Source organism: Mesorhizobium sp. CO1-1-11 (assembly GCF_020164995.1).
Taxonomy (GTDB): domain Bacteria; phylum Pseudomonadota; class Alphaproteobacteria; order Rhizobiales; family Rhizobiaceae; genus Mesorhizobium; species Mesorhizobium australicum.
Map to the genome: position 1 here is coordinate 1 of NZ_JAIUHE010000025.1, position 26,096 is coordinate 26,096.

Sequence of the window (26,096 nt, forward strand, 5' to 3'; positions counted from 1 at the left end):
TATGTCCAAGGAAGTGGCGTGATCGACCACATCTCATCCCGAAGCCGGTAAACCGCGGCTTATGAGTTCACGGCCTAGTAATCGAAGCAGAACTTCAGCCGTGCCAAACCATATTCATGTAGACACCACCACGCTGCAATTCATCCAGCATCTGGTCGAGCCGCTTTCGCCTGGTATCCGGGTGCTTGGCGCGGCCGATCCAGCCGAGATAGTCGTTCTTCTGATAGTCCGGCCGAGCCTGATCCCGGTGTTCGCGGCGGCGATGGCGCGCGGCTACGGCGCCTGATCTTCGGCGGCGACAGTTTCAAGCGGGGCGATCGGCACCAGGGGCGCCGGAATGCTGGTCGTCTTCACCTCTGCCTTGCAAATATCGGCGATGACGCAGGCCGGGCAATCCGGCTTGCGCGCCTTGCAGACATAGCGTCCGTGCAGGATCAGCCAGTGATGCGCATGGCGCATATATTCGTCCGGGATGATCTTCAATAACCCCTGCTCTACCTGTTCCGGCGTCTTGCCGGGCGCCAGGCCAAGCCGGTTGCCGATGCGCAAGATATGCGTGTCGACCGCCATCGTATGCTGGCCGAAGGCCATGTTGAGCACGACATTGGCGGTCTTGCGCCCGACACCGGGCAACTTGACCAGTTCATCGCGGTCATCCGGCACCTCGCCGCCATGGTCGCGGATCAGCGCCTGCGATAGGGCGATGACGTTCTTGGCCTTGTTGCGCCAGAGACCGATGGTCCTGATATGGTCGCCGACCTTGGTTTCACCGAGCGCCAGCATCTTTTGCGGCGTGTCCGCAACCTTGAACAGAGCCCGCGTTGCCTTGTTGACACCGGCATCGGTCGCTTGCGCCGAAAGCACCACCGCCACCAGCAGTGTGAAGGCATTGACGTGTTCGAGTTCGCCCCTCGGCTCCGGCCGCTGCACCGAAAAACGCCGGAAAATCTCATGCACTTCAGCCGGGCTGTAGCGGGACGAGCGCCGCGCCGGCCGAGGGCGCGGCTTGGCATTGGAGCCATCACGGCGTCCGGCCGGCAGCTCTTTTTCGGGCATGGAAGACTCATTGGACTTGGGACGCGCCATTTCCCTCCTATAATAGTGTGTCATGAGTGACACAAACGCCTCGTTTCAGGCTGACGAGCCCTTCTTTCATGCATTGCTGACCCCGCACCGGTCGCTGGGCAGGACGGGCTTCCTGATCCTGATGGGCGCACTGATGCTCGGCTGGCTGGTGACGGGTGCGTTTTTCCTGTCGCGCGGTGCCTGGCCGGTGTTCGGCTTCTTCGGCCTCGACGTGGTGGCCGTCTACATCGCCTTCCGCGTCAATTACCGGGCTGCACGCGCCCGCGAGGAAGTGTCGGTCTCGCGCACCAGCCTCGACATTCGCAAGACGGGCCCCTCGGGAAAGTCGGAAGCGCATCGCTTCAATCCGTTCTGGGTACGGTTTTCGATCGCCCGGCACGCCGAGATCGGCATCACCAAAATGACCGTGGAAGCACAAGGCCAGAACGTGCCGATCGGCGGCTTCCTCGACCCCGATTCGCGCGAGAGCTTCGCCACCGCCTTCTCGCGCGCGCTGGCGACCGCCAAGGCGCGCTAAAAGCAATTCCAGGAAATTTCCGGGAAAGCCTTGCCGTAGAGTGTCATGAGCAAGGTCTCTTTTGCCCCTGTCAGATGGACTTTTTCGCCAGCCATCAGCGGCTCCCTGGCTCGAATCCCGAGTCTATCTGGGCAAGTGCTGCAAGAAGGCAGGTTTCGGGTGGCGATCGGCGCCCCGAGGGGCGATATTCCAGCCCAAGGAGACAGTCCATGAGCACACACACGGCAGTCCTCAAGAAGGACATCACGCCTGAGGGCAGCGACTACGAAATCGTACGCCGCGCCATCGAAAAGATCAGTCTCGACTATCGCGACCAGCCATCGCTGGAAGAACTGGCCGAGGAGGTCGGCGAGACGCCGACCGGCTTGCAAAAACTCTTCACCCGCTGGGCCGGCCTGTCGCCCAAGGCTTTCCTGCAGGCGGTGACGCTGGATCATGCGCGCAGGCTGCTTGATTCCGGCATGCCTCTGCTCGAAACCTCCTTCGAACTGGGCATGTCCGGCCCCGGCCGGCTGCACGACCTGTTCGTCACCCATGAGGCGATGTCACCGGGCGACTACAAGACGCGCGGCGCCGGCCTCACCATCCGCTACGGCTATCACACCTCCCCGTTCGGCACTGCTCTGATCATGGCCACCGACCGCGGGCTTGCCGGCCTCGCCTTCTGCGACGCAGGCGAGGAACGCACCGCTTTTGCCGATATGTCAGGCCGCTGGCCGAACGCGCTCTATATCGAGGACAGGGAAGCGACGGGGCCCTATGCCGCGCGCATCTTTGAGCCGACGCTGTGGCGCGCCGATCAGCCGCTTCATGTCGTCATGATCGGGACCGACTTCCAGGTCCGCGTCTGGGAGGCGCTGCTCCAGATTCCGATGGGCAAGGCCCGTACCTATTCCTCGATCGCGGCCAGCATCGGTGCGCCGAGCGCCAGCCGCGCGGTCGGCGCCGCCAACGGCGCCAACCCGCTCTCCTTCGTGGTGCCTTGCCACCGCGCCATCGGCAAATCAGGCGATCTCACCGGCTATCACTGGGGCCTGACCCGCAAGCGCGCCATCCTCGGCTGGGAGGCAGGGCAGATTTCGTCGTGAAATGTCGATTTTTGCTTTCTGCCACAGAAAATATATGAGTATTTGGAAATACGCAGTATTATTGCGCTTGATTTTGGAACTTCTGGATACAACCGTGGACAACCGCCGGTTTCTTCACGAGCGTTATTTCGATATCTTATTTAAGTTTACGCTAAATTAACCACGATAAAGCGATGATGACCCATATTAATTCGGGCGATCCGACTTAATAGGAGAATCTCGATGAAGTTGTTCCGCACCGTGTTTGGTGCAGCCTTGCTGGTCACGTGCCTGGACCACGCGGCGATGGCCACAACGCAGAATGTCATCTTCAATGGCACGGTCACCGCGACCTGTACGCTTGTCGTCGGCACCAACGGCACCATGACGGTGAGCGCCGACCTTCAGTCGCTGAGCTCCCACAACAGCGGCGGTTCGGCTGGAACAGTCACGCTCACCACCACCGGAGGTGTTTCACTTAGCGTCGATCCGGTGACCCTCACCACCGTGCCCGCCGCCGACAGCACCGCCACCACCTGGACACCGACCTATTCGGCCAGCGGCGCCCACACGACCGCTGAAACGGGGGCCGCCACCGCCCTCGCTGTCCCCGGCGCCGACCTTGTCTCGGTCCATCTCGCTGGCACCAAGGGCGGCAGCAACCGCTTCGCCACCGGAAACTATCAGGCAACGGTAACACTGCGCTGCGAATAGCCGTCGCGAAGGAGGGATCCTTGAAACATGCACGAATCCTGGCGGCGGCGCTGGCCGTCGGCCTGCCGGCCATTGCCGCCAACGCCCAGTCGATGTCGCCGATGCGGGGTGAGGTCAACAGTTTCACCGACGCCTTCGCGGTCCGCGTGTTTCCCGCCAATCCCTACGGCCAGAAGATCAAGGTCGAAATCCACGTCTACGATCAGAATTTTCAGCCAGTGGATGCCAAGATCTCTCCGAGCGTTTTCCAACTGGGCTCGCAGGCTTCCCGTCCTGTCCTTGTGGTCGTGCCCTTCGGCGGCGCTGCCGAGCGTAAAGTGCGTATCTGTACCGAGAGCATCCCCTTTCCCAATCAACAGACGCAGATAAGGGCACAGATATGCGGAAAGTTTTTTGGGCACCGCAAGTCCTGACAGTCGCGTTTGCGGCAACCTGGGCAGGGATCTCGCCGGTTCTGGCCGAGGATGTCTACAACCTCAATCAGAATGAGAGCGGCTTCAACCTGCCCGGCGTGACCTTGCCGCAAGGGCAGGATGAGGTCCACGCTTCCGACGGAACCACCTGCCGCTCCGCCGTATCGGGCACCGGTGCCTATCTCGACCTGGGCGTCATCAGAGGCAACAATCAGGCGAACAACGACGTCGCCACCTACGGCCGCGTGGTGATTCCGATCGGGCGTACGCCGAAGCGCGTCGATTGCAGCCGCCTCTACGAGCTTGAGGTCGAGCGCCTGCAGCTGGAGCTGAAGCTCCTCAAGATGGGCCTGGGCGGTGACGGGCCGACCGCGAGCGTGGCCGCCAGCGCACCTACGCCCGTGGCCGCGTCACCCGGATGGGCCAACGAAGGCTGGAGCATCAGAACCGGAAGCGGCGATGGCAAGAAAAAGAAGAAGAAATAGCCGCGCGCTGCTCGCGATGGCCGCGCTCGCCGGCTGCTGCCTTCCGGCGCAGGCCGCGATCATCGGCACCTGCACCATCATGGTCGGGGCATCGGGCACGATGACCGCAAATCCGGCCATCGGCATACTGGGCTCCAAGCAGGCAGGCGGATCAAGCGCCAGCGCCACCGTGGTGGCAAGTTCCCTGCTGTGCTCGCTGCTCAATTTGCTGGACTGCTATTCGGTTTCAGCGCCGGCGCCTGCCGCATTCTCTTCCGCGCCGAGCGGCGGCGGCACCAACGTGACCTTCGCCTCGGTCTTCCGCCTCGATGGCTCGGGGGTCGACAACAATGGGGGCGTGCCGCAAAGGGTCGCCAATGGCACCCACGCCATGCAGATCGACCTCACCGCCACCAAGTCGAGCGGTATCTTTCCCGCCGGCAACTATCAGGGCATCGTCACTGTGCTTTGTGAATGACGCGGCAAATCACGCTGGACCATTCGCGTGGTCTGGCATCGAACGGCTTGGCAGGATAGCTTCCGCGCATCAGCAGGAGGCATTTCTTGATTATCGTAGTCGGTTCGATCAACCTCGACCTTATCGCTAATGTCGACCGCTTGCCGAGCCCCGGTGAGACGGTGAGCGGTTCCAGCTTCACGACGGCCCCCGGCGGCAAGGGCGCCAACCAGGCACTCGCCGCCGCGCGTGCCGGCGCTCAGGTGCGCATGGTCGGCGCCGTTGGCAAGGACAATTTCGCCCCCGAGGCACTGGCTTTGCTGCGCGAGGCCAAGGTCGACCTGTCGGGCGTGGGAGAGACCTTTGCCTCGACCGGCACGGCGCTGATCATGGTCGGCGATGACGGCGAAAACATTATCGCCGTGGTGCCCGGCGCCAACGCTTCCGTGGTGCCCGGCGACCTCTCCAAGGCTTTTCTGACAAAGGGCGACGTCGTGCTGCTGCAGCACGAAATTCCGCTCGCGACGGTCGATGCGGCCCTCGACCAGGCAAGGGCGGCCGGCGCGATCACTGTCCTCAACACGGCCCCTTTCCATGGCGGGGCAGCCGCCTTCCTCGGCAAGGCCGACTATGCGGTCGCGAACGAAACCGAATTCGACCTCTATGGCGAAGCCCTTGCCCTGAAAGGCCGCGATCGTGCAGCGCGCATGCGCGACTATGCCAGCAAGACTGGACGCATCATCGTCGTCACGCTCGGTGGCGACGGCGTGATGGCGGCAACGCCAAGCGAATTCCTGAGTGTCCCTGCTTTGCAGATCACGCCGGTCGACACGGTCGGGGCCGGCGACACTTTCTGCGGCTATTTCGCCGCCGGCCTGTCGTCGGGCCTCACGCTCGAACAGGCATTGGCGCGTGCCGGCGCCGCCGGCTCGCTGGCTTGCCTTAAGCCCGGCGCCCAACCGGCGATCCCACTGGCCAAGGATGTCGACCAGGCGCTGCAAGAGGCCGGTTGAAGTGATGCGTCCCCGCACGAAGCATGCCGTACCGGCGGCCGGCGACATCTGCCGCCTGTCGGCTGTCGAACTTGCAGACGCGATCCGCCGAAAGAAGCTCTCCGTGCGCGAGGTGGTGACGGCGTTCCTCGATCGCATCGATGCGGTCAACCCGCTGGTCAACGCCATCGTCTCGTTGCGCGACCGTGCCGACATACTGCGCGAGGCCGATGCCGCCGATATCAGCCGGACCGATGGCACCGGCGCGCTCTTTGGCCTACCCATCGCCATCAAGGACCTTGCCTCGACCACCGGCCTCAGGACCTCGTTCGGCTCGCCGATCTTCGCCGATTTCGTGCCGCGGGAAGACGATTTCTTCGTCGAACGCATCCGCGACGCCGGCGCCATCATCATCGGCAAGACCAACGTTCCGGAATTCGGGCTCGGCTCCAACACCTACAACAATGTTTTCGGGCCGACGCTGAACGCTTTCGATCCGGCGCTGACCGCCGGCGGCTCGAGCGGCGGAGCGGCGGTGGCGCTGGCACTCGACATGGTGCCCGTCGCCGATGGCAGCGACTTCGGCGGCTCGCTGCGCAACCCGGCGGCCTGGAACAATGTCTACGGTTTCCGGCCGTCACAGGGGCTCGTGCCCAGCGGTCCCGACTTCGAGGTCTTCCACGCGCAGATGGGCGTCGAGGGGCCGATGGGCCGCAACGTCGCCGACATGGCGCTCTTGCTCGACGTGCAGGCCGGCTACCATCCGCAGGCGCCTCTCTCCTATGAGAAGCAAGGCTCCTTCCTCGAAGGCCTGGCGACGGCGGCGACCGGTGGCCGTATCGCCTGGCTCGGCGATCTCGGCGGCCATCTGCCGATCGAGCCCGGCATCCTCGACTTATGCGAGGCAGCACTCGCACGGTTCACGGATGTATCTTTCCTGACCGAGCCCTTGCGACCGGATTTCGATTTCGAGGCACTCTGGCAGGCCTTCGTGACGCTGCGCCAGGCCAGCAGCGGCTGCGCCCTGAAAGTACACTATGACGACCCCGCCAGGCGTGGCCTGCTGAAGCCGGAAGCCGTATGGGAAGTGGAAAACGCGATGCGGCTGACGGCGCCGCAGATACGCGCGGCCTCGGTCGTCCGAACCTCCTGGTACCGCACGCTGCTGTCGATCTTCGACCGCTTCGACCTCATCGCGCTGCCGACCGCGCAGGTCTTTCCGTTCGATGTCGGCACCCATTGGCCGCGCGAAGTCGGGGGGCGGGCAATGGACAGCTATCATCGCTGGATGCAGGTTTCGGCCTTCGCCACCCTGGGCGGTTGCCCGGCGGTCAATGTTCCCGTCGGCTTCGACGACAGGGGCCGGCCGATGGGCATGCAGCTGGTCGGCAGGCCACGCGGCGACCTCGCCGTGCTGAAGGCTGCGGCTGCCTATGAGACGACGCTGCCCTGGCCCGCCGGAGCCTGAGCCAGACCGGCGCGCCGGCTTGCGTCGTCCTCGCCGTCATGCATTGATTGTTGCATGCTAGGCCGCGATGGCGGCATTGCGAGGAAAATCATGTCGCTGGAACTCTACGCCGCCTATGTTCTTGCCTGCATCGTGATCATCCTGGTGCCTGGGCCGACGGTGACCCTGATCATCGCCAACAGCATCCGCCACGGCTCCCGCGCCGGCCTCGCCAACGTCGTCGGCACGCAAGCCGGCCTTGCAGTCATGATCGCCATCGTCGGCATCGGCCTCAACACGCTGATTTCGGGCATGGGCCACTGGTTCGAGTGGGTCAGGCTGATCGGCGCGGCCTACCTGATCTGGATGGGCGTGCAGATGTTCCGCTCGAAGGGCACGCTGAACGCCGACGGAACCGCCCGCAAACCACGCGGCGGCTTCTTCCTGCAGGGCTTGGCCGTGGCGCTGAGCAATCCAAAGACGCTGATCTTCTTCGGCGCCTTCTTTCCGCAGTTCATCTCTCCCGCCGGCAACTACCCACTGCAGATCGTCATCATGGGCCTGACCGCCATGATCTTCGCCGCCATGTCGGACTCGACCTATGCGCTCGCCGCCGGCCGCGCCGGGCGCATGCTGTCGGCCAGCCGCATCAAGCTCCTGTCGCGGATCAGCGGCAGCTTCATGGTCGGCGGCGGTGTGTGGCTGGCGTTTTCGAAGGCAAAGTAACGGCGAAAGCGCCTTCTCCATAAATTTTTGCGGAGACATATTGAAGAATTGTACGCTGCTGCACAACTCTTCACTATGCGCAAATCAAACGTTTCCTTTCGGGATCGCTTGCTTATTTGGCAATACGAGTACAGCGACGCAGTGGTCGGCACCGCTTTCTTTTGCGCCTTTGCGCTGATGAAATCCATTGCGATTGTAGGGCTCCAGGCCAATCCGGTCGTCACCACTCAACGCGTAATGGCCGTGGTCGAATACATCAGAGTGAAACCTGTCAGCCCGTATGCCATGGTAGGTCACAATCTATACTACACCTACGACGTGCGCCTTGATGACGACAACACGCGGATTTCGATCGACGACGACGTCGAGCGACCGCATCTTGTTGGCTCGCTCGTTCCTATTGAACGTCAACACCACAAGCACGGCGTCGACACCTACCGATTGCTCAATGGGTGACAACGCGCGCCGGTGACACCGCGCGCTTGTCGGCGCTTCCAAACGTCAGTTAAGCCGCCCCAGCCTCTCCACCAGCAGCGCGAAGAAACCATCGTGGTCGATGTCGCGCATCACCATGGCGTTCTTTTCCCTGGAGGTGACCCCCCACCAGTCGACCACGGTCATGCCCATGGTCAGTTCGGAGGCGGTTTCCACGGTGACGTTGCAATGGCGGCCTTTGAACAGGTCGGGCTTCAGGAGATAGGCGATGACGCAGGGGTCGTGCAGCGGCCCTCCATCCGTGCCGTATTTGCCTTCGTCATAGCGCTCGAAGAATTCCAACATCTCGGCGGCGGCGATGCCGACCTTGGTGCCGAGCTTGCGGAACGCCTCGATGCGCTTGGACGTGGTCAGCGCCTTGTGGGTGACATCGAGCGGCATCATCACGATCGGGATGCCGGACCGGAAGACGACGTCGGCGGCATGCGGATCGACATAGATGTTGAATTCGGCCGTGGGCGTGACGTTGCCGCCCTCGAAGAAGCCACCGCCCATCAGCACGATTTCCTTGATGCGCGGCGCAATCCGGGGCTCTCGGATCAGCGCCAGCGCAACATTGGTGAGCGGCCCGAGCGGGCAGAGCGTGATGGTGCCGCTCTCCTCCTTCATCAGCGTCTCGACGATGAAATCGACGGCGTACTGGTCCTGCAGCTTCATTGTCGGTTCGGGCAAATCCGGTCCGTTCAAGCCGGTCTTGCCATGGACCTCCTCGGCCGTGACCAGTTCGCGCGCCAACGGACGGATGGCGCCGGCGTAGACCTTGATTTCGGGCCGGCCGGCCAGTTCGCAGATCTTGCGGGCGTTCTTTTCGGTGAGCTTCAGCGGCACGTTGCCGGCGACGGCCGATATGCCGGCGATCTCCAGTTCAGGACTGCCAAGCGCCAGCAGAATGGCGATGGCGTCGTCCTGGCCGGGATCGGTGTCGATGATGATCTTGCGTGGTTGGGGCATTTCAATTCCTTGTTTGGCTGGCCATCAGCTCACCGGGCCGGTCCTGCGCCCGAAAGACGCCAACCGGCTGCAAAGCTGCTGAACCGCTTGACGGGGGACGGTTCCGGCCTGCGCGCTTCTCCTTGCATCCGCGCGTCGATTCAAGCGCCATGTCGATTATTCCTGTGAGTCCACGACCTGATCCTGGGCTATTTCCGTAGGTCCGCGACATGGTCTCCTTGGGCGGGTCTTTTGGTGGCTTGAACTTGGTCGCGGGGCGGACCATATCAAGACCATCGGGAAAAATGCCATTTGGGTTTTTCCAGTTTATGTCGCTCTTGAGAGGACAGTGTAACATGAGCCGAATGACGCCTTTCTCCAGCCCGCTTCTCCTGGGTTTCGACGCCATGGAAAAGACCCTGGAGCGTCTGGCGAAGTCCGGTGACAGCTACCCTCCCTACAACATCGAGCGCCTGAGCGGTGTCGACGGCAAGGCCGAAAGGCTGCGCATTACACTCGCCGTCGCCGGGTTCGCCGAAAGCGATCTCGATGTGACAACGGAGGAAAACCAGTTGGTCGTGCGCGGTCGCCAGACCGACGATACCGAGCGCGAATTCCTTCATCGCGGCATTGCCGCACGCCAGTTCCAGCGCTGCTTCGTGCTGGCCGACGGCATGCGTGTGATCGCGGCGGAGCTGAAGAACGGCCTTTTGTCGATCGACCTTGATCGGCCGGAGTCGGAACGGCTGGTACGGAAAATAAACATATCGGTGAAAGACTGATCTTTACCGATGGCTCTCATGCGGGATGGCCTTGAGCGGCGTCCTCGCGCCAAGGAGGCTTGAAATGACCAGAACTGACGAAACCATCACCATGACCAGCGGCGAATTCGCCCATCTCGGCGAAGGCTCTGTCGCCTATCTGCGCAAGGTCTCGAGCGACGAACTGCTCGGCCGCTTCCCCAACATCGGTGAAATCGCGCCCGGCATGGAGCTGTGGGCCCTGTTTGGAGCCAATGGCCAGCCGATCCTGCTTTCCGACGCGCGTGACCGCGCGCTGGCCGGCGCCATGGAAAACGACCTGACCACCGTCGCCATTCATTAAAGACAATTGGTTGGCTGAACTGAAAAGGGCCGCTCATGGCGGCCCTTGGTGCAATATTTAAAAAGATGGCTTCAGGCCGCGTGCGAGGCCTGCGTATCCGACAAAAGCGCATGGATCGCCGCGGCGTCGCGCGTGCCCCTGACCTTGGCCACGGTGTCGGCGTCGCGCAGCACGCGCGCGATGCGCGACAGTGCCTTGAGATGATCGGCACCCGCCCCTTCGGGCGCCAGCAGCAGGAACACCAGATCGACCGGCTGGTCATCCAGTGATTCGAAATCGACCGGCGTCTCCAGCCGGGCGAAAACGCCGGCGATGCGCTTCACGCCGGCGAGCTTGCCGTGCGGGATGGCGATGCCGTTGCCGACGCCGGTCGAGCCCAGGCGCTCGCGCTGCAGGATGGTGTCGAACACCTCCCGTTCCGGAATGCCCGAAATCGTCGCTGCCCGCTCGGACAGCAATTGCAGTAGCTGCTTCTTGGAGTTCGCCTTCAACGCCGGCAAAATCGCCGGAACGCTGATAAGATCGCTCAGATCCATGCTTGAAAATCCTTGTTCGCCTGCCGCGCCAGTCCCCACCCCTCGTGCGGCTGGCTTTTATCCCTGTGCGACTTTGGTCGTGGACGGATCGATCCAGCCGATGTTTCCGTCGGGCCGGCGATAGACGATGTTGAGATGGTCGGTTCCGGCATTGCGGAAAACAAGCACGGGACTGTCCTTGGTATCGAGTTCGATGACGGCCGAGGCCACCGACATGGTCTTCAACGTCATGGTCGATTCGGCGACGATGGCCGGTGCGAAATCCTCCGGGATTTCTTCATCGTCATCGGCAAGCGGTGCCATCACCGTGTAAGCGATGTCGGTCAACTCGCCATTGCCATTGCCTGAATTGTGCGATTTCAGACGGCGCTTGTATCGCCGAAGCCGGGTCTCCAGCCGATCGGCCGCGGCCTCGAAGGCGAGTGTCGGGTCCTGGGCATCGCCGGTGGCCTGCAGCGAGGCGCCGGAATCCAGCCGGATCATGCAATCCGCGGAATAGCGCGAGCCCGATTTGATGACGGTGACATGCCCCGCGAAGCCACGATCGAAATATTTGCCGATCGCTTCACCGACACGATCGTTGATGCGTGTACGGAACGCATCGCCGATATCCATGTGCTTTCCCGAAATGCGCAGATTCATCTGAAAACTGACCTTCCTTGCTCAGGCTTCAAACTGGCCCGAGTTTATACTCGTGATCCGTGCGCACAAGCTTTGCGGCGTCACTCGCGCCGATTTAAATCCGAACTTTCCGGTTGATCACAAGCCGCCTTCTTGACCGTCCCGGGTCATTGTCGTGACGGACCATCCGCTAGCGGGCATCGAGCCCGTCTCATGCGGGCGGGCTTCTAGCCACTTCACCGTGGCTTGTCAATGAAACTTGAAAGCTGTGGAAATCGTGAACGCCTAGCGGCCGGCGCTGGCGAGCGCCCGTTTCTCGCGCCGGCGCTGTACCGAGGAGGGAATATTCATGCCTTCCCGGTACTTGGCGACGGTGCGCCGGGCGATATCGACGCCGCTTTCCCTGAGCATGTCGACAATAGCATCGTCCGACAGCACATCGACGGGCTTCTCCTCGTCGATCATTTGCTTGATGCGATCACGCACCGCTTCCGAGGAATGCGCATCGCCACCACCCGATGCCGCGATCGAGGCCGTGAAGAAATAGCGCAGCTCGAACACGCCGCGCGGGGTGAGCATGTATTTGTTGGCGGTCACCCGGCTGACCGTCGATTCGTGCATGCCGATGGCGTCTGCCACCGTGCGCAGGTTGAGTGGCTTCAGCTGGCGCACGCCATGGACCAGGAAGGCGTCCTGCTGGCGCACGATTTCCGAGGCCACTTTGAGGATCGTCTTGGCCCGCTGGTCGAGGCTCCGTGTCAGCCAGTTGGCGTTCTGCAGGCACTCGGCCAGGAAATCCTTTTCCGCCTGGTTCTTCGCGTGCGGCGACACCTGGGCGAAATAGATGTGGTCGACGAGCACGCGCGGCAGCGTTTCGGCATTGAGTTCGACGGTCCAGCTGCCGTCATTGGCCGCCCGCACCTCGACATCGGCGACGATCGCATCGCTGGCGCCGCCAGAAAACGCCATGCCCGGCCGCGGGTCGAGCGCCCGGATTTCGGCCAGCATGTCCAGCAAATCCTCCTCATCGACGCCGCAGAGCCGCTTCAGCGTCTGGAAATCGCGGCGCGCCAGCAGTTCGAGATTGGCGACCAGGGCCTTCATGGCCGGATCGAGACGGTCACGCACGGCAAGCTGCAGCGAAAGGCATTCCGCGAGGTCGCGGGCAAACAGGCCGGCCGGCTCGAAGGTCTGGCACACCGCCAGCACCTCGCCCACCGCCACCTCGTCGGTGCCAAGCCGCGCGGCGATCTCCGCCAGATCGGCCCTGACATAGCCGGTCTCGTCGAGCCCATCGGCAAGTTCTCCGGCGATCAGCCGCGCGACGGGATCGATGAAGGCGAGCGCGACCTGCTCGCCGACATGGTCGCGCAGCGTGATCCCGCTCGCAGCCATGTCGCCGGCGTCGAGCCCCTCGGACGAGGAGCCTCCACTGCCCGAAGCCGATTTCCATTGCGCCGTCAGGTCGGGGCCCAACCGCTCGCTGGTGCCGGGATCGTCGGGAAACAGGTTTTCCAGCGACGTATCGAGCTTTTCCGAGATGGCCTCGGCACTCCATCCCGCCTCGTTCTCGAACCAGTCGCCATCGGCGGACGCTTGCGGCTCTACGTCGAGCTTCTGCGCCTGGTCGCTCGCGGCATCATCCTGCGGCTCGGCGCGCTCCAGAAGCGGGTTGCGCTCGATCTCCTCGTCGATGAAGTGCTCTAACTCGGTATGGGTGAACTGCAGCAGCCGAATCGACTGCATCAGCTGCGGCGTCATCACCAGCGACTGCGACTGTCGGAGCTGTAGTTTGGCCGCCAATGCCATGGTTCGGTTTCAAACGCCTCCTCTACGCGTCCCCAACTTCCGGAAATCAATTTCACGGCCGGCCATAGAAACTGGCCCGGCTTTTGCTTGTCAAGGCAAAGCCTAGCAAAACCCGCTTACCGGAGCGTTATCCCGGAGCAAAATCGCGGAAAACAGGTCGCCGGCGCGCAAAAAATCGTATCAGGAAACAAATTTCACGCTCAGAGCGTAAAACCCTCGCCGAGATAAAGCCGCCGCACGTCGGGATTTGCCACCACTTCGTCGGCGCGGCCATGAGTGAGCACCTGGCCGGCGTGGATGATGTAGGCGCGGTCGATCAGGCCGAGCGTCTCACGCACATTGTGGTCGGTGATGAGGACCCCGATGCCGCGCGCCGTCAGGTGACGCACCAATTGCTGAATATCGGCGACGGCGATCGGATCGATGCCGGCGAAGGGCTCGTCGAGCAGCATGTAGGCCGGGCGCGTCGCCAGCGCGCGCGCGATTTCCAGGCGCCGCCTTTCGCCGCCCGAGAGCGACATGGATGGCGCCTTGCGCAGATGGCTGATGTGAAATTCCTCAAGCAGTTCGTCGAGGTTGCGCTCGCGGATCTTGCGATCCTTTTCGACCACTTCGAGCACGGCGCGGATGTTCTGCTCGACATTGAGGCCGCGAAAGATCGAGGCCTCCTGAGGCAGATAGCCGATGCCGAGGCGCGCGCGACGATACATCGGCATCGAGGTGACGTCGAACCCGTCGATCTCGATCGTGCCTTCATCCACCGGCACCAGGCCGGTGACCATGTAGAAACAGGTCGTCTTGCCGGCGCCGTTGGGGCCGAGCAGCCCGACGGCCTCGCCTGCGCGCACGCCCAGCGTGACGCCGCTGACGACCTTGCGGCCCTTGTAGCTCTTGGTCAGACCCTTGGCGATCAAGGTTCCCTTGAACTTCGCCTTGTCGACCGTGGCCGGCGCCGAAAGCTTGCCTGCGGCCCGTCCCGGAAGACGTGCCGTCAGCGACGACAGGCTGACCATCAGGGGTTCGTCGCTCCCGATTTCGGCGGCGGCGTGATCGACATCTGCACACGCTGCCCAGCACATGGATCGACCTGGGCCAGCCCGGTTTTCATCTGCACGGTGAGCTTGCAGCCGACCAGCACATTGTCGTTTTGCGAAAGGACGACCTTTTTGCCCGAAAGCACCAGCACCTGGCTCTTCATGTCGAAACTGCCCTGATCGCCGGTCGCGACCTGCTGATCCGACTTGATGTAGACCTTGTCGGAGATCTCCAGGTGATCGATGTTGGCCGAGCCGGTCATGGCTGCCGCCCCGGCGGCTTCGGCGCCCTTGGCGCCCGCATTGGGGTCCTTGACGTAGTAGACCATCATCTTGCCGGCCTTCATCAGCGTCGGCCCCTGGACGACGGTGACATTGCCGGTGAAGATCGCGACGCTGTCGGCCTGGTGGACTTCCAGCTTGTCGCTTTCGATCTGGATCGGCTTGTCGCCGGCCAGTTTGAGACCCGACACCTGGCTGGCCGCTCCCGACTGCGCCAGCGACGGCGCCAGGCTGAGCAGGAACAGCGCCGAAGTTGCGGCCGCAAGCCGTGTCGAATTATTGAGCCACATTCGCTTCTTCGCCCTTTGCCTCAGCCGCCTTCAGAACGGCGGGATCGATGTTGACACGAACCTTGTTCTCGAACACCAGGATCTTGCCATTGTCCTGGACCGACATCGAATCCGCCCTGATCTGCGACCCGCCACGGCTGACATCGACGGGATCATCCGTCTTCATAGTGCCTTTGCCCATGTCGAGGAAGACGGATTTGAACTTGGCCTGCAGGCCGTCGGTCGTGCTGATGGTGACGTCGCTGTTCAGCTTCATCGTATTGCCGTCGCGATCGTAGGTACCGCGCGAGGCTTTAATCGCCGCGACATTGTCGGGGGCGATCGGCACCTTGGCGTCGATGCCTTCGAGTTCGATGATGCCTTGCGTGCTCACATCCTGGATGGCGCGCAGCGCCGTCATCGAATAGGGCTGCTTCTGCTTGGTGAAACCATTGAGTTTGGGATTGGCCATCACCAGCTTACCGTTCGAGAAGGCGGTGCCTTCGGCCTGCACCGCGACGGAAACGGGCGCGGCGAGGTAGGAATAGACTGGGAAGGCGACGGCGATCAATGCCGCGGCCAAGGGCACGGCGAATTTGAGCACGCGCACGCGGCGTGAATGACGCTGGGCGCGGTCGAAAGCTTCGCCCCGCGTCCAGTCATCCGCCGGGGGAGCCAACTCCGTCTCCGGGCTGGTCGGTTCATTCGGTCGCGCTAACATGACTGCTTTCTTCTAAAACCCTGCCCCGGGAGCACCGCCTATAGGTGGGACGCCAGCGCCCTCGCGCAAGCACAAGCCGACGAAAACCGCAAAAATGTGACAGCTGCCGTGCACAAACGAAACCCGGGTCAGCGCAACAGCCAGTGCTTCATAGCAGAAATAGACGCCCTTGCGTCTTTTTTCACCACCGAAGTTCTTCCCACTTACCTTGCGTCGCCCGCACAGGCCAGTCACAAAACAGACAACACGGACCGCCGCGCGCGGATTGCCGCGCCATGTGCGGGACGGAACTGCTTCCCGATCAAGACATCATGGTCTAAAAGCGTCTCTTCCCGATGACTGTGAGGCTGACGATGGCATTGAGAGCCGACGACCTGATCGACCGCCGCCGCTTGCGGCGCAAGCTGACTTTCTGGCGTGTCGCGGCCTTCGGCATCGTGGCGCTCGGGGTGATTGCGGTGTCGGCCTGGTTCTATGGCGACGATTTCGGCGGCTCCGCCGTCGACCACATCGCCAAGGTCAGGATCGAAGGCACCATCACCGAGGACGACGAACTGATCAAGCGGCTGGAGGCTATCCGCCAGTCGCCGAAAGTAAAAGGCGTGATCCTTGTGGTCGATTCTCCTGGCGGCACCACCGTCGGCGGGGAATCGATCTACGAGGAGGTGCGCAAGCTGGCCGCCGACAAGCCTGTCGTGGCCGAGGTCGGCACGCTCGCCGCGTCGGCGGGTTACATGATCGCCAGTGCCGCCGACCATATTGTCGCCCGCAAGACCTCGATCGTCGGCTCGATCGGCGTGCTGATCCAGTATCCCGACGTCAGCGGCCTGATGGACAAGCTCGGCGTCAAGCTGGAGGAGGTCAAGTCCTCGCCGCTGAAAGCCTCACCCTCGCCCTTCAAGCCGACCAATGACGACGAGCGCGCCATGGTCCGCAAGCTCATTCTGGACAGCTACGACTGGTTCGTCGGCATCGTCGCCGAACGTCGCAAGATGACCCACGAACAGGCGCTGGCGCTGGCCGACGGTTCGATCTTCACTGGCCGCCAGGGTGTTGCCAACGGGCTGATCGACGCCGTCGGCGGCGAGTCCGTGGCGATCGACTGGCTGGCGACCAAGGGTGTCGATGCCAAGCTCAAGGTGGTCGAGTGGAAGGACACGGAACGGCGCGGCGGTTTCCTGTTCTCGAAGGCGATGGCACGCACGATCGCCGGCGCGCTCGGCCTGCCGGACTCCGGCGGCGACGTGATCCATGAACTTGGCGCCGACCGCTTGTTTCTTGACGGTCTCGTTTCCGTCTGGCACCCTTGAGACGCGTTGGGATAGCTAAAAAAGCAAATAAAATCATCCTGATAATTTTGGCCGAACTGCTTTCACGGGGACCCGTCTGATGATCAAGTCCGAGCTTGTGCAGATTATTGCCACGCGCAATCCGCATCTTTTCCTGCGCGACGTCGAAAACATCGTCGGCGCGATCTTCGATGAAATCACCGACGCGCTTGCCGAGGGCAACCGGGTCGAATTGCGCGGTTTCGGCGCTTTTTCGGTGAAGAACCGACCTGCCCGCACCGGCCGCAACCCGCGCACCGGCGAATCCGTCGAGGTCGAGGAGAAATGGGTGCCGTTCTTCAAGACCGGCAAGGAGTTGCGTGAAAGGCTGAACGGCGGCAAGTAGGCGCGTCAGCGCTGGACGGCCTTATCGGCCCGCTTGCGACGGAAAACATCATGCTCAATCGCTTCATGCTCATCGTGGTCTTCGTGCCCCTGGCGACCATCCTGATCGCTTTGGCAGTCGCCAACCGCGAACTCGTCGCCTTCACGCTGGACCCGTTCAATCCCGGAAATCCGAAGCTGACGCTCACCTTGCCGCTGTTCATCTTCCTGTTCCTGGCGCTCGCCATCGGCATGGTCGTCGGCAGCCTGGCGACATGGGTGAAGCAGGGCCACTACCGCAAACTGGCGCGCCAGCGCGGTGTCGAGGCCGAAAACCTGCGCCAGGCAGTCAGCCGCACGCCCTCGGTGCCGCAGGCGTGAGCCCGAGGGTCGGCTCAAGGGTCGGCCCAAGGGTCGGCGTTGCCGAAGCCGACCAATTGAGCCGCAGGTCGGCGCGTTTCTTTTCACGGAGCTTTTCATGCTGACCATTTCGGCCGCTGAGGTCGATCGTGCGCTGACCTTTCCTGGACTGGTCGAGACATTGCGCACGGCATTTCGCGAGGGCGCGGTGCAGCCGGTCAGGCATCATCACACGGTCGAAAGGCCTGACGGCGCGGCGTCGACCTTGCTGCTGATGCCCGCATGGACCGATTTTCACGCCGCGGGCCGTTCCGCCGGCGGCCATATCGGCGTCAAGATCGTCACCGTCTCTCCCGACAACAACGCCGTCGGCAAGCCCGCCGTGATGGGGCTCTATCTCCTGCTCGATGGCAGCACCGGCGAGCCGGAAGCCCTGATCGACGGCCAGCGGCTGACGCAGTGGCGCACGGCGTGCGCCTCGGCCCTCGCGGCGTCCTATCTCGCCCGCGACGATGCCTCGCGGCTGCTCGTGGTCGGCGCCGGCGCGCTGTCGCCCTTCCTGGCCAAGGCGCACAGCGCCGTGCGGCCAATCAAGACCATCCGCATCTGGAACCGCACCCCGGCCAACGCCGAGAAAGTCGCGGCCGATCTGCGCGCCGAGGGCTTCGCGGCCAGCGTCGCGACCGATCTCGATGCCGAGCTTGGCCAGGCCGACATCGTCTCCTCGGCGACAATCACCACCACGCCTCTGATCAAGGGCACGTTGCTGCGGCCCGGAACCCATGTCGACCTGGTCGGCGGCTTTACGCCTGCGATGCGCGAAAGCGATGACGACGCGGTCATGCGCGCCCGCGTCTATGTCGACACCCGTGCCGGCGCCACCAAGGAAGCCGGCGACATCGTCCAGCCACTGGCCTCAGGCGTGCTGAAACCACAAGCCATCGTCGCCGACCTGCACGAACTGGCGCGCGGCCAAAAGGGAGGTCGCGGCAGCCCGGACGAGATTACGCTGTTCAAGTCGGTCGGTGCCGCGCTGGAGGACTTGGCCGCCGGCATTGCCGTCTACAAGGCGCTCAGGGGCTAGTCGAAGCGAGTTTGGCGCCCATCGTCTCCGCGATCAAAGCGAAATCTGCCACGCTGATCGGGAACAAGCCAAAGCGCAACGGGTAACCCCAGTTCGATTTGCCTGAGGTGAACTCCAGCCTCTCAAGCAATGGCTTGATCGGCGTTTCCTGTGCCTGCGCCCAGTCGACATCGCGACGGAACGGCGTGAAGCCGCCGCCCATGTCGCCTTGATAGGGGTCTCCTTCCCGCACCATGCCGATCGCCGTGAACGCCTGCAGACCGTCTTTCTCCCCCAAAACCGTGATCGGCGAATAATAGACAATGCCATCACCGGGCCTGACGCGGCGCAGCGGTGCCGCCTTGCCATGGTTGACCTGCATGAAGCCGCCCTTGCGGCCGCGCCGGACATGTTCGGCCGACGCCACGGCGATCCAATACGCGCTCATTTCTGTTCCTAATTGGCCAGTTGTCCGTCGGCCAACGCTTGCCCGCTAATCGGCCCGCAGTGCCGGAGTGCCAAACGATAGGGCTGGGGCCGCGGCAATGGCAAGTGCGGCCGTTCGGAACGGCTTCGGCCCGGAACCGTTGTTGCGTCATGCGACTATATGGCTTCCTGCTGTTCTGGTCTGTCTTGGCCACCATGATCGCTGCGCTCAGCCTCGGGCCGTCCTTCGCCCATGTCCTGGAATCGGTGCCCCGGCTCACCCGATGGTCCCCGGCGCTTTGGCGCGAGGCCACCGTTTTCAACGGCCAGTTCCTGCTCTTCGCAATCATTGGCGCGCCGCTGGATGTCGCGGCAATCATCTGCCCGGGACTGCTGGCGTGGCTGCTGCGCCAAGATCGGTCGGCGTTCTGGTTCGCACTCGCCGCCACCTTGCTCTATGCGCTATCCCTCGTACTTTGGTTCGTTCTCGTCAAACCGGCCAATAAAGTTCTCGCCACCTGGGTGCCAGGGCCAATTCCAGACAATTTCGACGCCATACGGCTGCGCTGGGAAACCGGCCACATGGCCGTCACGGCGGCCAAGGCTGCCGGCTTCGTTTCGCTGGTTGTCGCACTGCTTTCGATCGGGCGTGGCGGCTAAGCCATCCGCAATCGCCGCAATTGCCCCAATCGCCCCAATCGCGCAGTCGCAATGTCGCGCGGGTTTGTTGCGCCGATGGGCATAGCTGTGGCAGAAGCGGGCCGAACCGCCGGAGAAGCTGTCTCTTGAAGTCTTTTCGCGACAAACGCCGCGACGGCCGCCCGCACCAGCCGGGTAAAGGCGAAGCCGCGCAATCGCGTCCACCGGAAGGTCGCGGCGTGAACAGGCCGGAGGTCAGGCCGCGGCAAGACCTGAAGCCGGACCAGCCCGCACCGAAATCCACGCCCCGCAACCTTGCCCGTCGCGACGGCGTCCTGCCCGCTGAGCAACTTCCGGTAATCCTCGAAGTGGCACCCAACGCGGATTACGCGCTGCTCGACAGCGGCGCGGGACAAAAGCTTGAACAATATGGCCCCTACCGCATCGTGCGGCCCGAGGGCCAGGCGATCTGGCAGAAAGCTCTGCCGGCAAAGGACTGGGAGCGTGCCGACGCGATCTTCACCGGTGACACCGACGAGGAAGGCATCGGTCGCTGGCGTTTTCCCAGGACGCCGCTCGGCGAAACCTGGCCGATGAAGCATGACGGCATCGACTATCTCGGCCGCTTCACCTCGTTTCGCCATGTCGGCGTCTTTCCCGAGCAGGCGTCGCACTGGGACCATATGGCCGGGCTGATCGCGGCCGCCAGGCGGCCAGTCAAGGTACTCAACCTGTTCGGCTATACCGGCCTTGCCTCGCTGGTGGCGGCGCGCGCCGGCGCCGAGGTCACCCATGTCGACGCCTCGAAGAAGGCGATCGGCTGGGCTCGCGAAAACCAGGAGATATCCGGACTTGGCGGCAAGCCGATCCGCTGGATCGTCGACGACGCGGTCAAGTTCGCCGAGCGCGAGGAGCGTCGCGGCAGCCGCTACGACATCATCCTGTTCGATCCGCCGGCCTATGGCCGCGGCCCCAAGGGCGAGGTCTGGCAATTGTTCGAAGATCTTCCCGATCTGACGGACCTCTGTCGCTCGATCCTGACCCCAAGACCGCTTGCCGTGGTGCTGACCGCCTATTCGATCCGTGCCTCCTTCTTCGCCATCCACGCTCTGGTGCGCGACACGTTCGCCGGCATGGGCGGCAAGGTTGAATCGGGTGAGCTGATCATCCGTGAAAAGTCCGCCGGCCGGGCGCTTTCGACGTCACTGTTTTCGCGCTGGGTGGCCTGACATGAACGAACGGCATGCCGGCGCGCCCGGTCAGGTGAAGGAAGTCACCAGCCTTGCCAATCCGCTGGTCAAGGACATCAAGGCACTTGCCTTGAAGAAATTCCGCGACCAGCAGAACGCCTTCATGGCCGAGGGGCTGAAGCTGGTCATCGATGCGCTCGACTTGGGCTGGCAGATCAGGACGTTGGTTTTCGCCAAGGCAGGACGCGGCAACGCGGCCGTGGAAAAGGTCGCGGCACGCACGGTCGCCGCCGGGGGCACCGTGCTCGAAGTATCGGAAAAGGTGCTTGTCGCCATCACCCGCCGCGACAATCCGCAAATGGTGGTCGGCGTCTTCTCGCAGAAATTCCTGGCCCTGAAGGACATCCGTGCCGACAATGGCGATGTCTGGGTGGCGCTCGACCGGGTGCGCGATCCCGGCAATCTCGGCACCGTCATCCGCACCGTCGATGCCGTCGGCGCCAAGGGCGTCATCCTGGTCGGCGACACCACCGATCCGTTTTCGGTGGAAACGGTGCGCGCCACCATGGGGTCGATCTTCGCCATACCGGTGGCCAAGGCAACGACGGAGGCATTCCTTGCCTGGCGCGGCGGCTTTTCAGGGCTGGTTGCCGGCACGCATCTGAAAGGCGCGGTCGACTACCGCTCGGTCGATTTTTCCCGCGGGCCGGTGCTGCTGATGATGGGCAATGAGCAGCAGGGCCTGCCCGAAAGCCTGGCGGCAAGCTGCGACAGGCTGCTCAGGATTCCGCAGGCGGGCCGTGCCGATTCGCTCAATCTGGCGGTCGCCACCGGCATCATGCTGTTCGAGATCCGGCGGGGCGCGCTGAAGCTCGAACCAATTTCGGACCAGCAATGAGAGTTGCCCAATCGTGAAATCATGGTCTCCCTACGCGCTGCTCGTCATCGTGGCCATTGCGCTCGACCAGTGGATAAAGACACTGGTCGAAGCCGGACTGCCCTTCCAGGAAAAGCTCGACCTCCTGCCCTTCCTGGCGCTGTTTCGCACCTACAACACCGGCATCGCCTTCTCGATGTTCTCCTCCTTCGGTGACATCGGCCTAGTTGTCATCGCGGTGCTGGTCGTCGCTTTCGTGCTTTACCTCGCCACGCGCACGCCATCGGGCCATGTCATCGCCCGCACCGGCTTTGCCCTGATCATCGGCGGCGCGCTGGGCAATCTGATCGACCGCGCCGTCTACGGCCACGTCATCGATTACATCCTGTTCCACACGCCGGTCTGGTCCTTCGCCGTCTTCAACCTTGCCGACGCCTTCATTTCGGTGGGCGCGGCCCTGGTCGTCTTCGACGAACTCATCGGCTGGCGGCGTGAACCCACGCCTCCGAACGCCAAGCCTTCCGAGGATTGACCCCGCGCGGCCATCGCCGCACAGTCACGCCGAGCAAGTTCGGGGAGAAAAAGATGACCGAAGCCTTCAAAGCCATCCTCGTTTCGCGCGATGCCGAGAAAAAACAGTCGGTCGCCGTGACCGATCTCACCGACGCCGATCTGATGGAGGGCGACGTCACCATCGCGGTCGAGGCGACGACGGTGAACTACAAGGATGGACTGGCGATATCGGGCAAGGCGCCGGTGATCCGTCGATGGCCACTGGTGCCGGGCATCGACCTTGCCGGCACCGTCATCTCCTCTTCCAATCCCGACTGGCGCAAGGGCGACAAGGTCATCCTGAACGGCTGGGGCGTTGGCGAAACCCATTTCGGCGCCTATGCCGGGCGCGCCCGCGTCAAGGGCGACTGGCTGGTGCCCCTGCCGGAGGGCATGAGCGCGCATGATGCCATGGCGGTCGGCACCGCCGGCTACACGGCCATGCTCTGCGTCATGGCGCTGGAGCGGCACGGCATCCTGCCTGAGCGCGGACCTGTCGTGGTGACGGGTGCTGCGGGCGGCGTCGGTTCGGTCGCGGTCTCGATCCTGTCCAGCCTCGGCTACCATGTCATCGCGTCGACCGGCCGCAATGCCGAAAGCCCCTATCTGATCAACCTCGGCGCCGCCGAGGTGATATCGCGCGACGAGCTCAACCAGCCCGCCAAGCCGTTGGCCAAGGAGCGCTGGGCCGGCGGCATCGATTCGGTCGGCAGCCACACGCTGGCCAATGTGCTGTCGATGACCTCCTATGGCGGCGCGGTCGCGGCCTGCGGCCTGGCCGGCGGCATGGATCTTCCGTCGAGTGTCGCCCCCTTCATCCTGCGCGGCGTCTCCCTGCTCGGCATCGATTCGGTGATGGCGCCGAAAGCCGTGCGCCTCGAGGCCTGGCGGCGCATCGGCTCCGATCTCGATGTGGACAAGCTCGCCAGCCTGTCCACGACCATCGGCTTCGACGGCATCATCGGTGCGGCACACGACATCGTCGACGGCAAGATCCGTGGCCGCGTCGTCGTCGACATGTGACCCGGTTCAGGGGTGGCAGGCGCCGGGCGGAATTGCCACATTGGCTGGCAAATCCGTCGCCGCCGGGCCAAAAACGCCCGATCCGCTAAAATTCGAACGATCCCCCGCAATTTTCCATAATCTCTGTCTGGCAAAGGATTTCGCATGATCGCGGAATCCGACAGCCAACAGGCCGACGCCGGCGACGACATCGATGCGGCATCGGTGCAACCGCCGGTATCGGCGCGGCGGTTTATCGCCGCCCCGCCGCTTGTCCCTGATCAGCAACCGGCCAAGCGCGAAGGCCTGCCGGTCCTGACCTTCGTTGCCGTCATGCTGCTGGCCGGCCTCTCATCCCTGACGGGGGCGCCAGTCTTCATCAGCCTTGCCTTGCTGGCAACCGGCCTTGCTGGCCTGGCCATGCATCTGCGCGCCAGACGCAGCGTACGCCGCACTGCCGTCCTGCTCGACGAAACCACCGCCCGTAACCGCGCCGAGATCGAGACGCTGGCCGACCGCATGTGGGAGATGCAGGAAAGCGAGGAGCGCTTTCGCGGTCTCATCGACGCGCTCGGCGATCTCGTCATCCATCGCGACCGCGACGGCTACATCGTCTACGCCAACAAGGTGTTCGCCGACCTCGTCGAAACCGATCCGCGCGATCTTGCCGGCAAGACGTTGGCCGAACTCGGCATCGAGGTCGGTATCGTTCCCGATGCGGCTTTCTCGGATCATGAATGCCTGAGTTCCACCGACGTTGCCATCCGCACGCCGACGGGCCCGCGCTGGTTCTCCTGGATCGAGCTGTCGGTGCGCGAAAAGGACAGCGGTGCCGTTTCGCATCGCGCCATCGCCCGCGACATCACAGCACGCAAGCGCGCTGAATCGTCCATGATCACCGCGCGCGAGCGGGCCGAGTTCGCGAGCCAGGCCAAGTCGCGCTTCCTCGCCACCGTCAGCCATGAGATCCGTACGCCGATGAACGGCATCATGGGCATGGCCAGGCTGCTCGCCGACACCAGCCTTTCGCCGGAGCAGCAGACCTATGTCGGCGCCATCTCGACCTCGGCCAGCGCCTTGCTTGCCCTGATCGAGGACCTGCTCGATTATTCCAAGATCGAGGCCGGACGCTTCGATCCCGAACCGCAGCCCATGTCGGTGCGCGAGATCGCCGACAACATCATCGAATTGATGGCCGCGCGCGCCTTCGCCAAGAGCATTGGCCTTGGCTGCCATGTCGAACCGGATGTGCCGCAATTGATCACCGCCGATCCGGGCCGGGTCAGGCAGGTGCTGCTCAACCTCATCGGCAACGCCATCAAGTTCACCGACAGTGGCGGCGTGCTGGTCAGCGTAGCGCGCGCCCGAACCGAGACCAGCGACCGCATCTGCTTCACCATCGCCGATACCGGTCCCGGCCTGCGCGACGAGGACATGGAGCGCATCTTCGAGGAGTTCGAGCAGGCCGACGGCACCTCGACGCGCACACATGGCGGTGCTGGACTGGGACTTGCCATCTCCAAGCGCCTGGTGGCCGCCATGGGCGGCACGATTTCGGTTTCCAGCCGGCTTGGCCAGGGATCGGAATTCGTCTTCGAGATTCCCGCCACATCAGCCACCGAGCCGCCGCAGGGCCGGTTGAACGCGCTTGCCGGGCGACGCGCCGTGATCGTATCCAAGAACACCGTCGAGGCCGACGCCATCGCCCGAACCATCCGCTCCAATGGCGGCGCGGCCGGAATCGCCACCACCGTGGCTCAGGCCGCATCCTTTGCCGACGGCTGCGACGTGCTTCTGGTCGACGCGGCCATGGAAGAGAGTGACGGAAGGCTGCTCAAGCGGCTTCGCCAGCATGGGTTTTCCGATTGCGAAGCCGTCACGCTGATCGCACCCACCGACCGCGGCATGCTGGGCGAGTTTCGTGCCAGCGGCTACGCGACTTTCCTCGCCCGGCCAGTGCGCGGAGGAACACTTTTGCGTGTCCTTTTGAGCAGCCACGCACCGGTCCTGGCCCAGCCGCAGCCGGAAAAACGCCGCGCACCGGCGCTTCGTGCCTCAGGCGAACGCCAGCAGGGCCTGTCCGTGCTGATCGCCGAGGACAACGACATCAATGCCATGCTGGCCCGCGCGACGCTGTTGAAGGCCGGGCATCGCGTCAAGGTGGTCGGCAATGGCAAGGCCGCCGTCGAGGCGGTCACTGGTGCCGGCCACAAGCACCGCTTCGACGTGGTGCTCATGGATCTTCACATGCCCGTCATGGACGGACTGGACGCCATTGCCGCGATCCGCCGCCATGAAGAGGAGGCCTCCGTGCCGCCGGTGCCGATCATGGTGCTGTCGGCCGACAGCCAGGAAAAGACCCGCCATGCGGTGCTCGCCCACGGCGCCAGCGGCTTCGTCACCAAGCCGCTCGACCCCGATGCGCTGGTCAGTGCCGTCGAGGGCCAGGTCGCCGCTTGAGCCAGCTTTTTCCGGGTGCGTGGCTGGTCAAGGCCGCCAAAAACCAGCCCATTTTCGGCGCCCGCGAACGCGACGCGCCTGGGGCCTTGTGACGCAACGTAGCCGGTTGACCGTTTCCGCCAGCCGACGAAGTATTGCCCGCGACGCCGTATCACGGTACTGTCACAATCCTGTTGCACCTACACCGTATC

Annotated in this window: 32 protein-coding genes; 22 read left to right on the forward strand and 10 right to left on the reverse strand. The window is 63.5% G+C overall.

From position 1 onward, the window contains the following. Positions 1 to 94: 94 nt before the first annotated feature. On the reverse strand, positions 95 to 199 hold the full coding sequence (locus LB554_RS29665; RefSeq protein WP_140824007.1) for a YdeI/OmpD-associated family protein: 105 nt from the start codon (positions 197 to 199) through the stop codon (positions 95 to 97). 74 nt (positions 200 to 273) lie between these two features. After that, the gene (nth, locus tag LB554_RS24975; RefSeq protein WP_140661718.1) at positions 274 to 1,086 is read right to left on the reverse strand and encodes an endonuclease III; all 813 of its coding nucleotides are present in this window, start codon (positions 1,084 to 1,086) and stop codon (positions 274 to 276) included. Between the two features lie 22 nt (positions 1,087 to 1,108). Here nth and LB554_RS24980 point away from each other — a divergent pair, with 22 nt between their 5' ends. From LB554_RS24980 to LB554_RS25025, 10 genes are all read left to right on the forward strand, one after another. After that, the gene (locus tag LB554_RS24980; protein ID WP_224587470.1) at positions 1,109 to 1,603 is read left to right on the forward strand and encodes a DUF2244 domain-containing protein; all 495 of its coding nucleotides are present in this window, start codon (positions 1,109 to 1,111) and stop codon (positions 1,601 to 1,603) included. Positions 1,604 to 1,812: 209 nt separating this feature from the next. Further along, the gene (locus LB554_RS24985; protein ID WP_140713225.1) at positions 1,813 to 2,691 is read left to right on the forward strand and encodes a methylated-DNA--[protein]-cysteine S-methyltransferase; all 879 of its coding nucleotides are present in this window, start codon (positions 1,813 to 1,815) and stop codon (positions 2,689 to 2,691) included. A gap of 222 nt (positions 2,692 to 2,913) precedes the next feature. Next, positions 2,914 to 3,384 carry a hypothetical protein gene (locus LB554_RS24990; RefSeq protein ID WP_015315729.1) on the forward strand — a complete coding sequence of 157 codons (471 nt, stop codon included), beginning with the start codon at positions 2,914 to 2,916 and terminating at the stop codon, positions 3,382 to 3,384. A 20-nt stretch (positions 3,385 to 3,404) separates the two neighbouring features. Then, positions 3,405 to 3,797: a hypothetical protein gene (locus LB554_RS24995; RefSeq protein ID WP_224587472.1), complete on the forward strand. Its 393-nt coding sequence runs from the start codon at positions 3,405 to 3,407 to the stop codon at positions 3,795 to 3,797. Continuing rightward, on the forward strand, positions 3,764 to 4,282 hold the full coding sequence (locus LB554_RS25000; RefSeq protein WP_015315727.1) for a hypothetical protein: 519 nt from the start codon (positions 3,764 to 3,766) through the stop codon (positions 4,280 to 4,282). Before LB554_RS24995 ends, LB554_RS25000 begins: the two co-directional genes overlap by 34 nt. Continuing rightward, the gene (locus LB554_RS25005; protein WP_140618859.1) at positions 4,257 to 4,739 is read left to right on the forward strand and encodes a hypothetical protein; all 483 of its coding nucleotides are present in this window, start codon (positions 4,257 to 4,259) and stop codon (positions 4,737 to 4,739) included. The genes LB554_RS25000 and LB554_RS25005 overlap by 26 nt, the downstream gene beginning before the upstream one ends. Positions 4,740 to 4,825: 86 nt before the next feature. Further along, positions 4,826 to 5,731, forward strand: a complete 906-nt coding sequence (locus tag LB554_RS25010; RefSeq protein ID WP_224587474.1) for a ribokinase — start codon at positions 4,826 to 4,828, stop codon at positions 5,729 to 5,731. A gap of 1 nt (position 5,732) precedes the next feature. Beyond that, complete coding sequence (locus tag LB554_RS25015; protein WP_224587475.1) at positions 5,733 to 7,178, forward strand: amidase; 1,446 nt, start codon at positions 5,733 to 5,735, stop codon at positions 7,176 to 7,178. A 90-nt stretch (positions 7,179 to 7,268) separates the two neighbouring features. After that, positions 7,269 to 7,883, forward strand: a complete 615-nt coding sequence (locus tag LB554_RS25020; protein ID WP_224587477.1) for a LysE family translocator — start codon at positions 7,269 to 7,271, stop codon at positions 7,881 to 7,883. 48 nt (positions 7,884 to 7,931) lie between these two features. Further along, positions 7,932 to 8,339, forward strand: a complete 408-nt coding sequence (locus LB554_RS25025; RefSeq protein WP_224587479.1) for a hypothetical protein — start codon at positions 7,932 to 7,934, stop codon at positions 8,337 to 8,339. Positions 8,340 to 8,384: 45 nt separating this feature from the next. Here LB554_RS25025 and LB554_RS25030 read toward each other — a convergent pair whose 3' ends face one another. After that, positions 8,385 to 9,329: a nucleoside hydrolase gene (locus LB554_RS25030; protein ID WP_015315722.1), complete on the reverse strand. Its 945-nt coding sequence runs from the start codon at positions 9,327 to 9,329 to the stop codon at positions 8,385 to 8,387. Between the two features lie 335 nt (positions 9,330 to 9,664). Here LB554_RS25030 and LB554_RS25035 point away from each other — a divergent pair, with 335 nt between their 5' ends. Both LB554_RS25035 and LB554_RS25040 read left to right on the forward strand, forming a co-directional pair. Beyond that, positions 9,665 to 10,090: an Hsp20 family protein gene (locus LB554_RS25035; RefSeq protein WP_224587480.1), complete on the forward strand. Its 426-nt coding sequence runs from the start codon at positions 9,665 to 9,667 to the stop codon at positions 10,088 to 10,090. A 64-nt stretch (positions 10,091 to 10,154) separates the two neighbouring features. Continuing rightward, positions 10,155 to 10,412, forward strand: a complete 258-nt coding sequence (locus tag LB554_RS25040) for a DUF1150 family protein (RefSeq protein WP_015315721.1) — start codon at positions 10,155 to 10,157, stop codon at positions 10,410 to 10,412. A gap of 71 nt (positions 10,413 to 10,483) precedes the next feature. On the opposite strand, the gene ptsN is transcribed toward LB554_RS25040, so the two are convergent. From ptsN to lptC, 6 genes are all read right to left on the reverse strand, one after another. Continuing rightward, complete coding sequence (gene ptsN, locus LB554_RS25045) at positions 10,484 to 10,948, reverse strand: PTS IIA-like nitrogen regulatory protein PtsN (RefSeq protein ID WP_015315720.1); 465 nt, start codon at positions 10,946 to 10,948, stop codon at positions 10,484 to 10,486. A gap of 57 nt (positions 10,949 to 11,005) precedes the next feature. Continuing rightward, positions 11,006 to 11,590 (reverse strand): ribosome hibernation-promoting factor, HPF/YfiA family, encoded by a 585-nt coding sequence (hpf, locus tag LB554_RS25050; protein ID WP_015315719.1) that lies wholly within the window; start codon positions 11,588 to 11,590, stop codon positions 11,006 to 11,008. A gap of 264 nt (positions 11,591 to 11,854) precedes the next feature. Continuing rightward, positions 11,855 to 13,378 carry an RNA polymerase factor sigma-54 gene (gene rpoN / locus LB554_RS25055; protein ID WP_224587481.1) on the reverse strand — a complete coding sequence of 508 codons (1,524 nt, stop codon included), beginning with the start codon at positions 13,376 to 13,378 and terminating at the stop codon, positions 11,855 to 11,857. A 200-nt stretch (positions 13,379 to 13,578) separates the two neighbouring features. Next, entirely contained in the window at positions 13,579 to 14,391 is an 813-nt protein-coding gene (gene lptB, locus LB554_RS25060; protein WP_140713210.1) for an LPS export ABC transporter ATP-binding protein, read from the reverse strand. Further along, positions 14,391 to 14,984: an LptA/OstA family protein gene (locus LB554_RS25065; protein ID WP_015315716.1), complete on the reverse strand. Its 594-nt coding sequence runs from the start codon at positions 14,982 to 14,984 to the stop codon at positions 14,391 to 14,393. The genes lptB and LB554_RS25065 overlap by 1 nt, the downstream gene beginning before the upstream one ends. Beyond that, entirely contained in the window at positions 14,971 to 15,684 is a 714-nt protein-coding gene (lptC, locus tag LB554_RS25070; protein ID WP_015315715.1) for an LPS export ABC transporter periplasmic protein LptC, read from the reverse strand. Before lptC ends, LB554_RS25065 begins: the two co-directional genes overlap by 14 nt. Before the next feature lie 353 nt (positions 15,685 to 16,037). Here lptC and sppA point away from each other — a divergent pair, with 353 nt between their 5' ends. The 4 genes from sppA to LB554_RS25090 all read left to right on the forward strand — a co-directional run bounded on the left by sppA (position 16,038) and on the right by LB554_RS25090 (position 18,780). After that, entirely contained in the window at positions 16,038 to 16,994 is a 957-nt protein-coding gene (sppA, locus tag LB554_RS25075; protein WP_140713206.1) for a signal peptide peptidase SppA, read from the forward strand. Positions 16,995 to 17,073: 79 nt separating this feature from the next. Next, positions 17,074 to 17,358: an integration host factor subunit beta gene (locus LB554_RS25080; protein WP_006200394.1), complete on the forward strand. Its 285-nt coding sequence runs from the start codon at positions 17,074 to 17,076 to the stop codon at positions 17,356 to 17,358. A gap of 50 nt (positions 17,359 to 17,408) precedes the next feature. Continuing rightward, positions 17,409 to 17,717: a DUF1049 domain-containing protein gene (locus LB554_RS25085; protein WP_224587483.1), complete on the forward strand. Its 309-nt coding sequence runs from the start codon at positions 17,409 to 17,411 to the stop codon at positions 17,715 to 17,717. 97 nt (positions 17,718 to 17,814) lie between these two features. Further along, a complete protein-coding gene (locus LB554_RS25090; protein ID WP_224587484.1) occupies positions 17,815 to 18,780 on the forward strand; it encodes an ornithine cyclodeaminase family protein in 966 nt (321 codons plus the stop codon). Here LB554_RS25090 and LB554_RS25095 read toward each other — a convergent pair. Next, complete coding sequence (locus tag LB554_RS25095) at positions 18,770 to 19,207, reverse strand: EVE domain-containing protein (RefSeq protein ID WP_224587485.1); 438 nt, start codon at positions 19,205 to 19,207, stop codon at positions 18,770 to 18,772. The two genes, LB554_RS25090 and LB554_RS25095, sit on opposite strands and share 11 nt — an antisense overlap. A gap of 149 nt (positions 19,208 to 19,356) precedes the next feature. On the opposite strand from LB554_RS25095, the gene LB554_RS25100 reads away from it, so the two are divergent. The 6 genes from LB554_RS25100 (at position 19,357) to LB554_RS25125 (ending at position 25,905) form a co-directional block, all read left to right on the forward strand. Further along, entirely contained in the window at positions 19,357 to 19,845 is a 489-nt protein-coding gene (locus tag LB554_RS25100; protein WP_140661705.1) for a DUF1772 domain-containing protein, read from the forward strand. 125 nt (positions 19,846 to 19,970) lie between these two features. Then, positions 19,971 to 21,053: a class I SAM-dependent rRNA methyltransferase gene (locus tag LB554_RS25105; RefSeq protein ID WP_224587486.1), complete on the forward strand. Its 1,083-nt coding sequence runs from the start codon at positions 19,971 to 19,973 to the stop codon at positions 21,051 to 21,053. Position 21,054: 1 nt separating this feature from the next. Further along, positions 21,055 to 21,912, forward strand: a complete 858-nt coding sequence (locus tag LB554_RS25110; protein ID WP_015315708.1) for a TrmH family RNA methyltransferase — start codon at positions 21,055 to 21,057, stop codon at positions 21,910 to 21,912. A gap of 13 nt (positions 21,913 to 21,925) precedes the next feature. Then, positions 21,926 to 22,423, forward strand: a complete 498-nt coding sequence (gene lspA / locus LB554_RS25115) for a signal peptidase II (protein WP_224587487.1) — start codon at positions 21,926 to 21,928, stop codon at positions 22,421 to 22,423. Positions 22,424 to 22,476: 53 nt separating this feature from the next. Beyond that, on the forward strand, positions 22,477 to 23,466 hold the full coding sequence (locus tag LB554_RS25120) for an MDR family oxidoreductase (protein WP_224587495.1): 990 nt from the start codon (positions 22,477 to 22,479) through the stop codon (positions 23,464 to 23,466). A 144-nt stretch (positions 23,467 to 23,610) separates the two neighbouring features. Continuing rightward, complete coding sequence (locus tag LB554_RS25125) at positions 23,611 to 25,905, forward strand: PAS domain-containing hybrid sensor histidine kinase/response regulator (protein ID WP_224587498.1); 2,295 nt, start codon at positions 23,611 to 23,613, stop codon at positions 25,903 to 25,905. Positions 25,906 to 26,096: the final 191 nt, after the last annotated feature.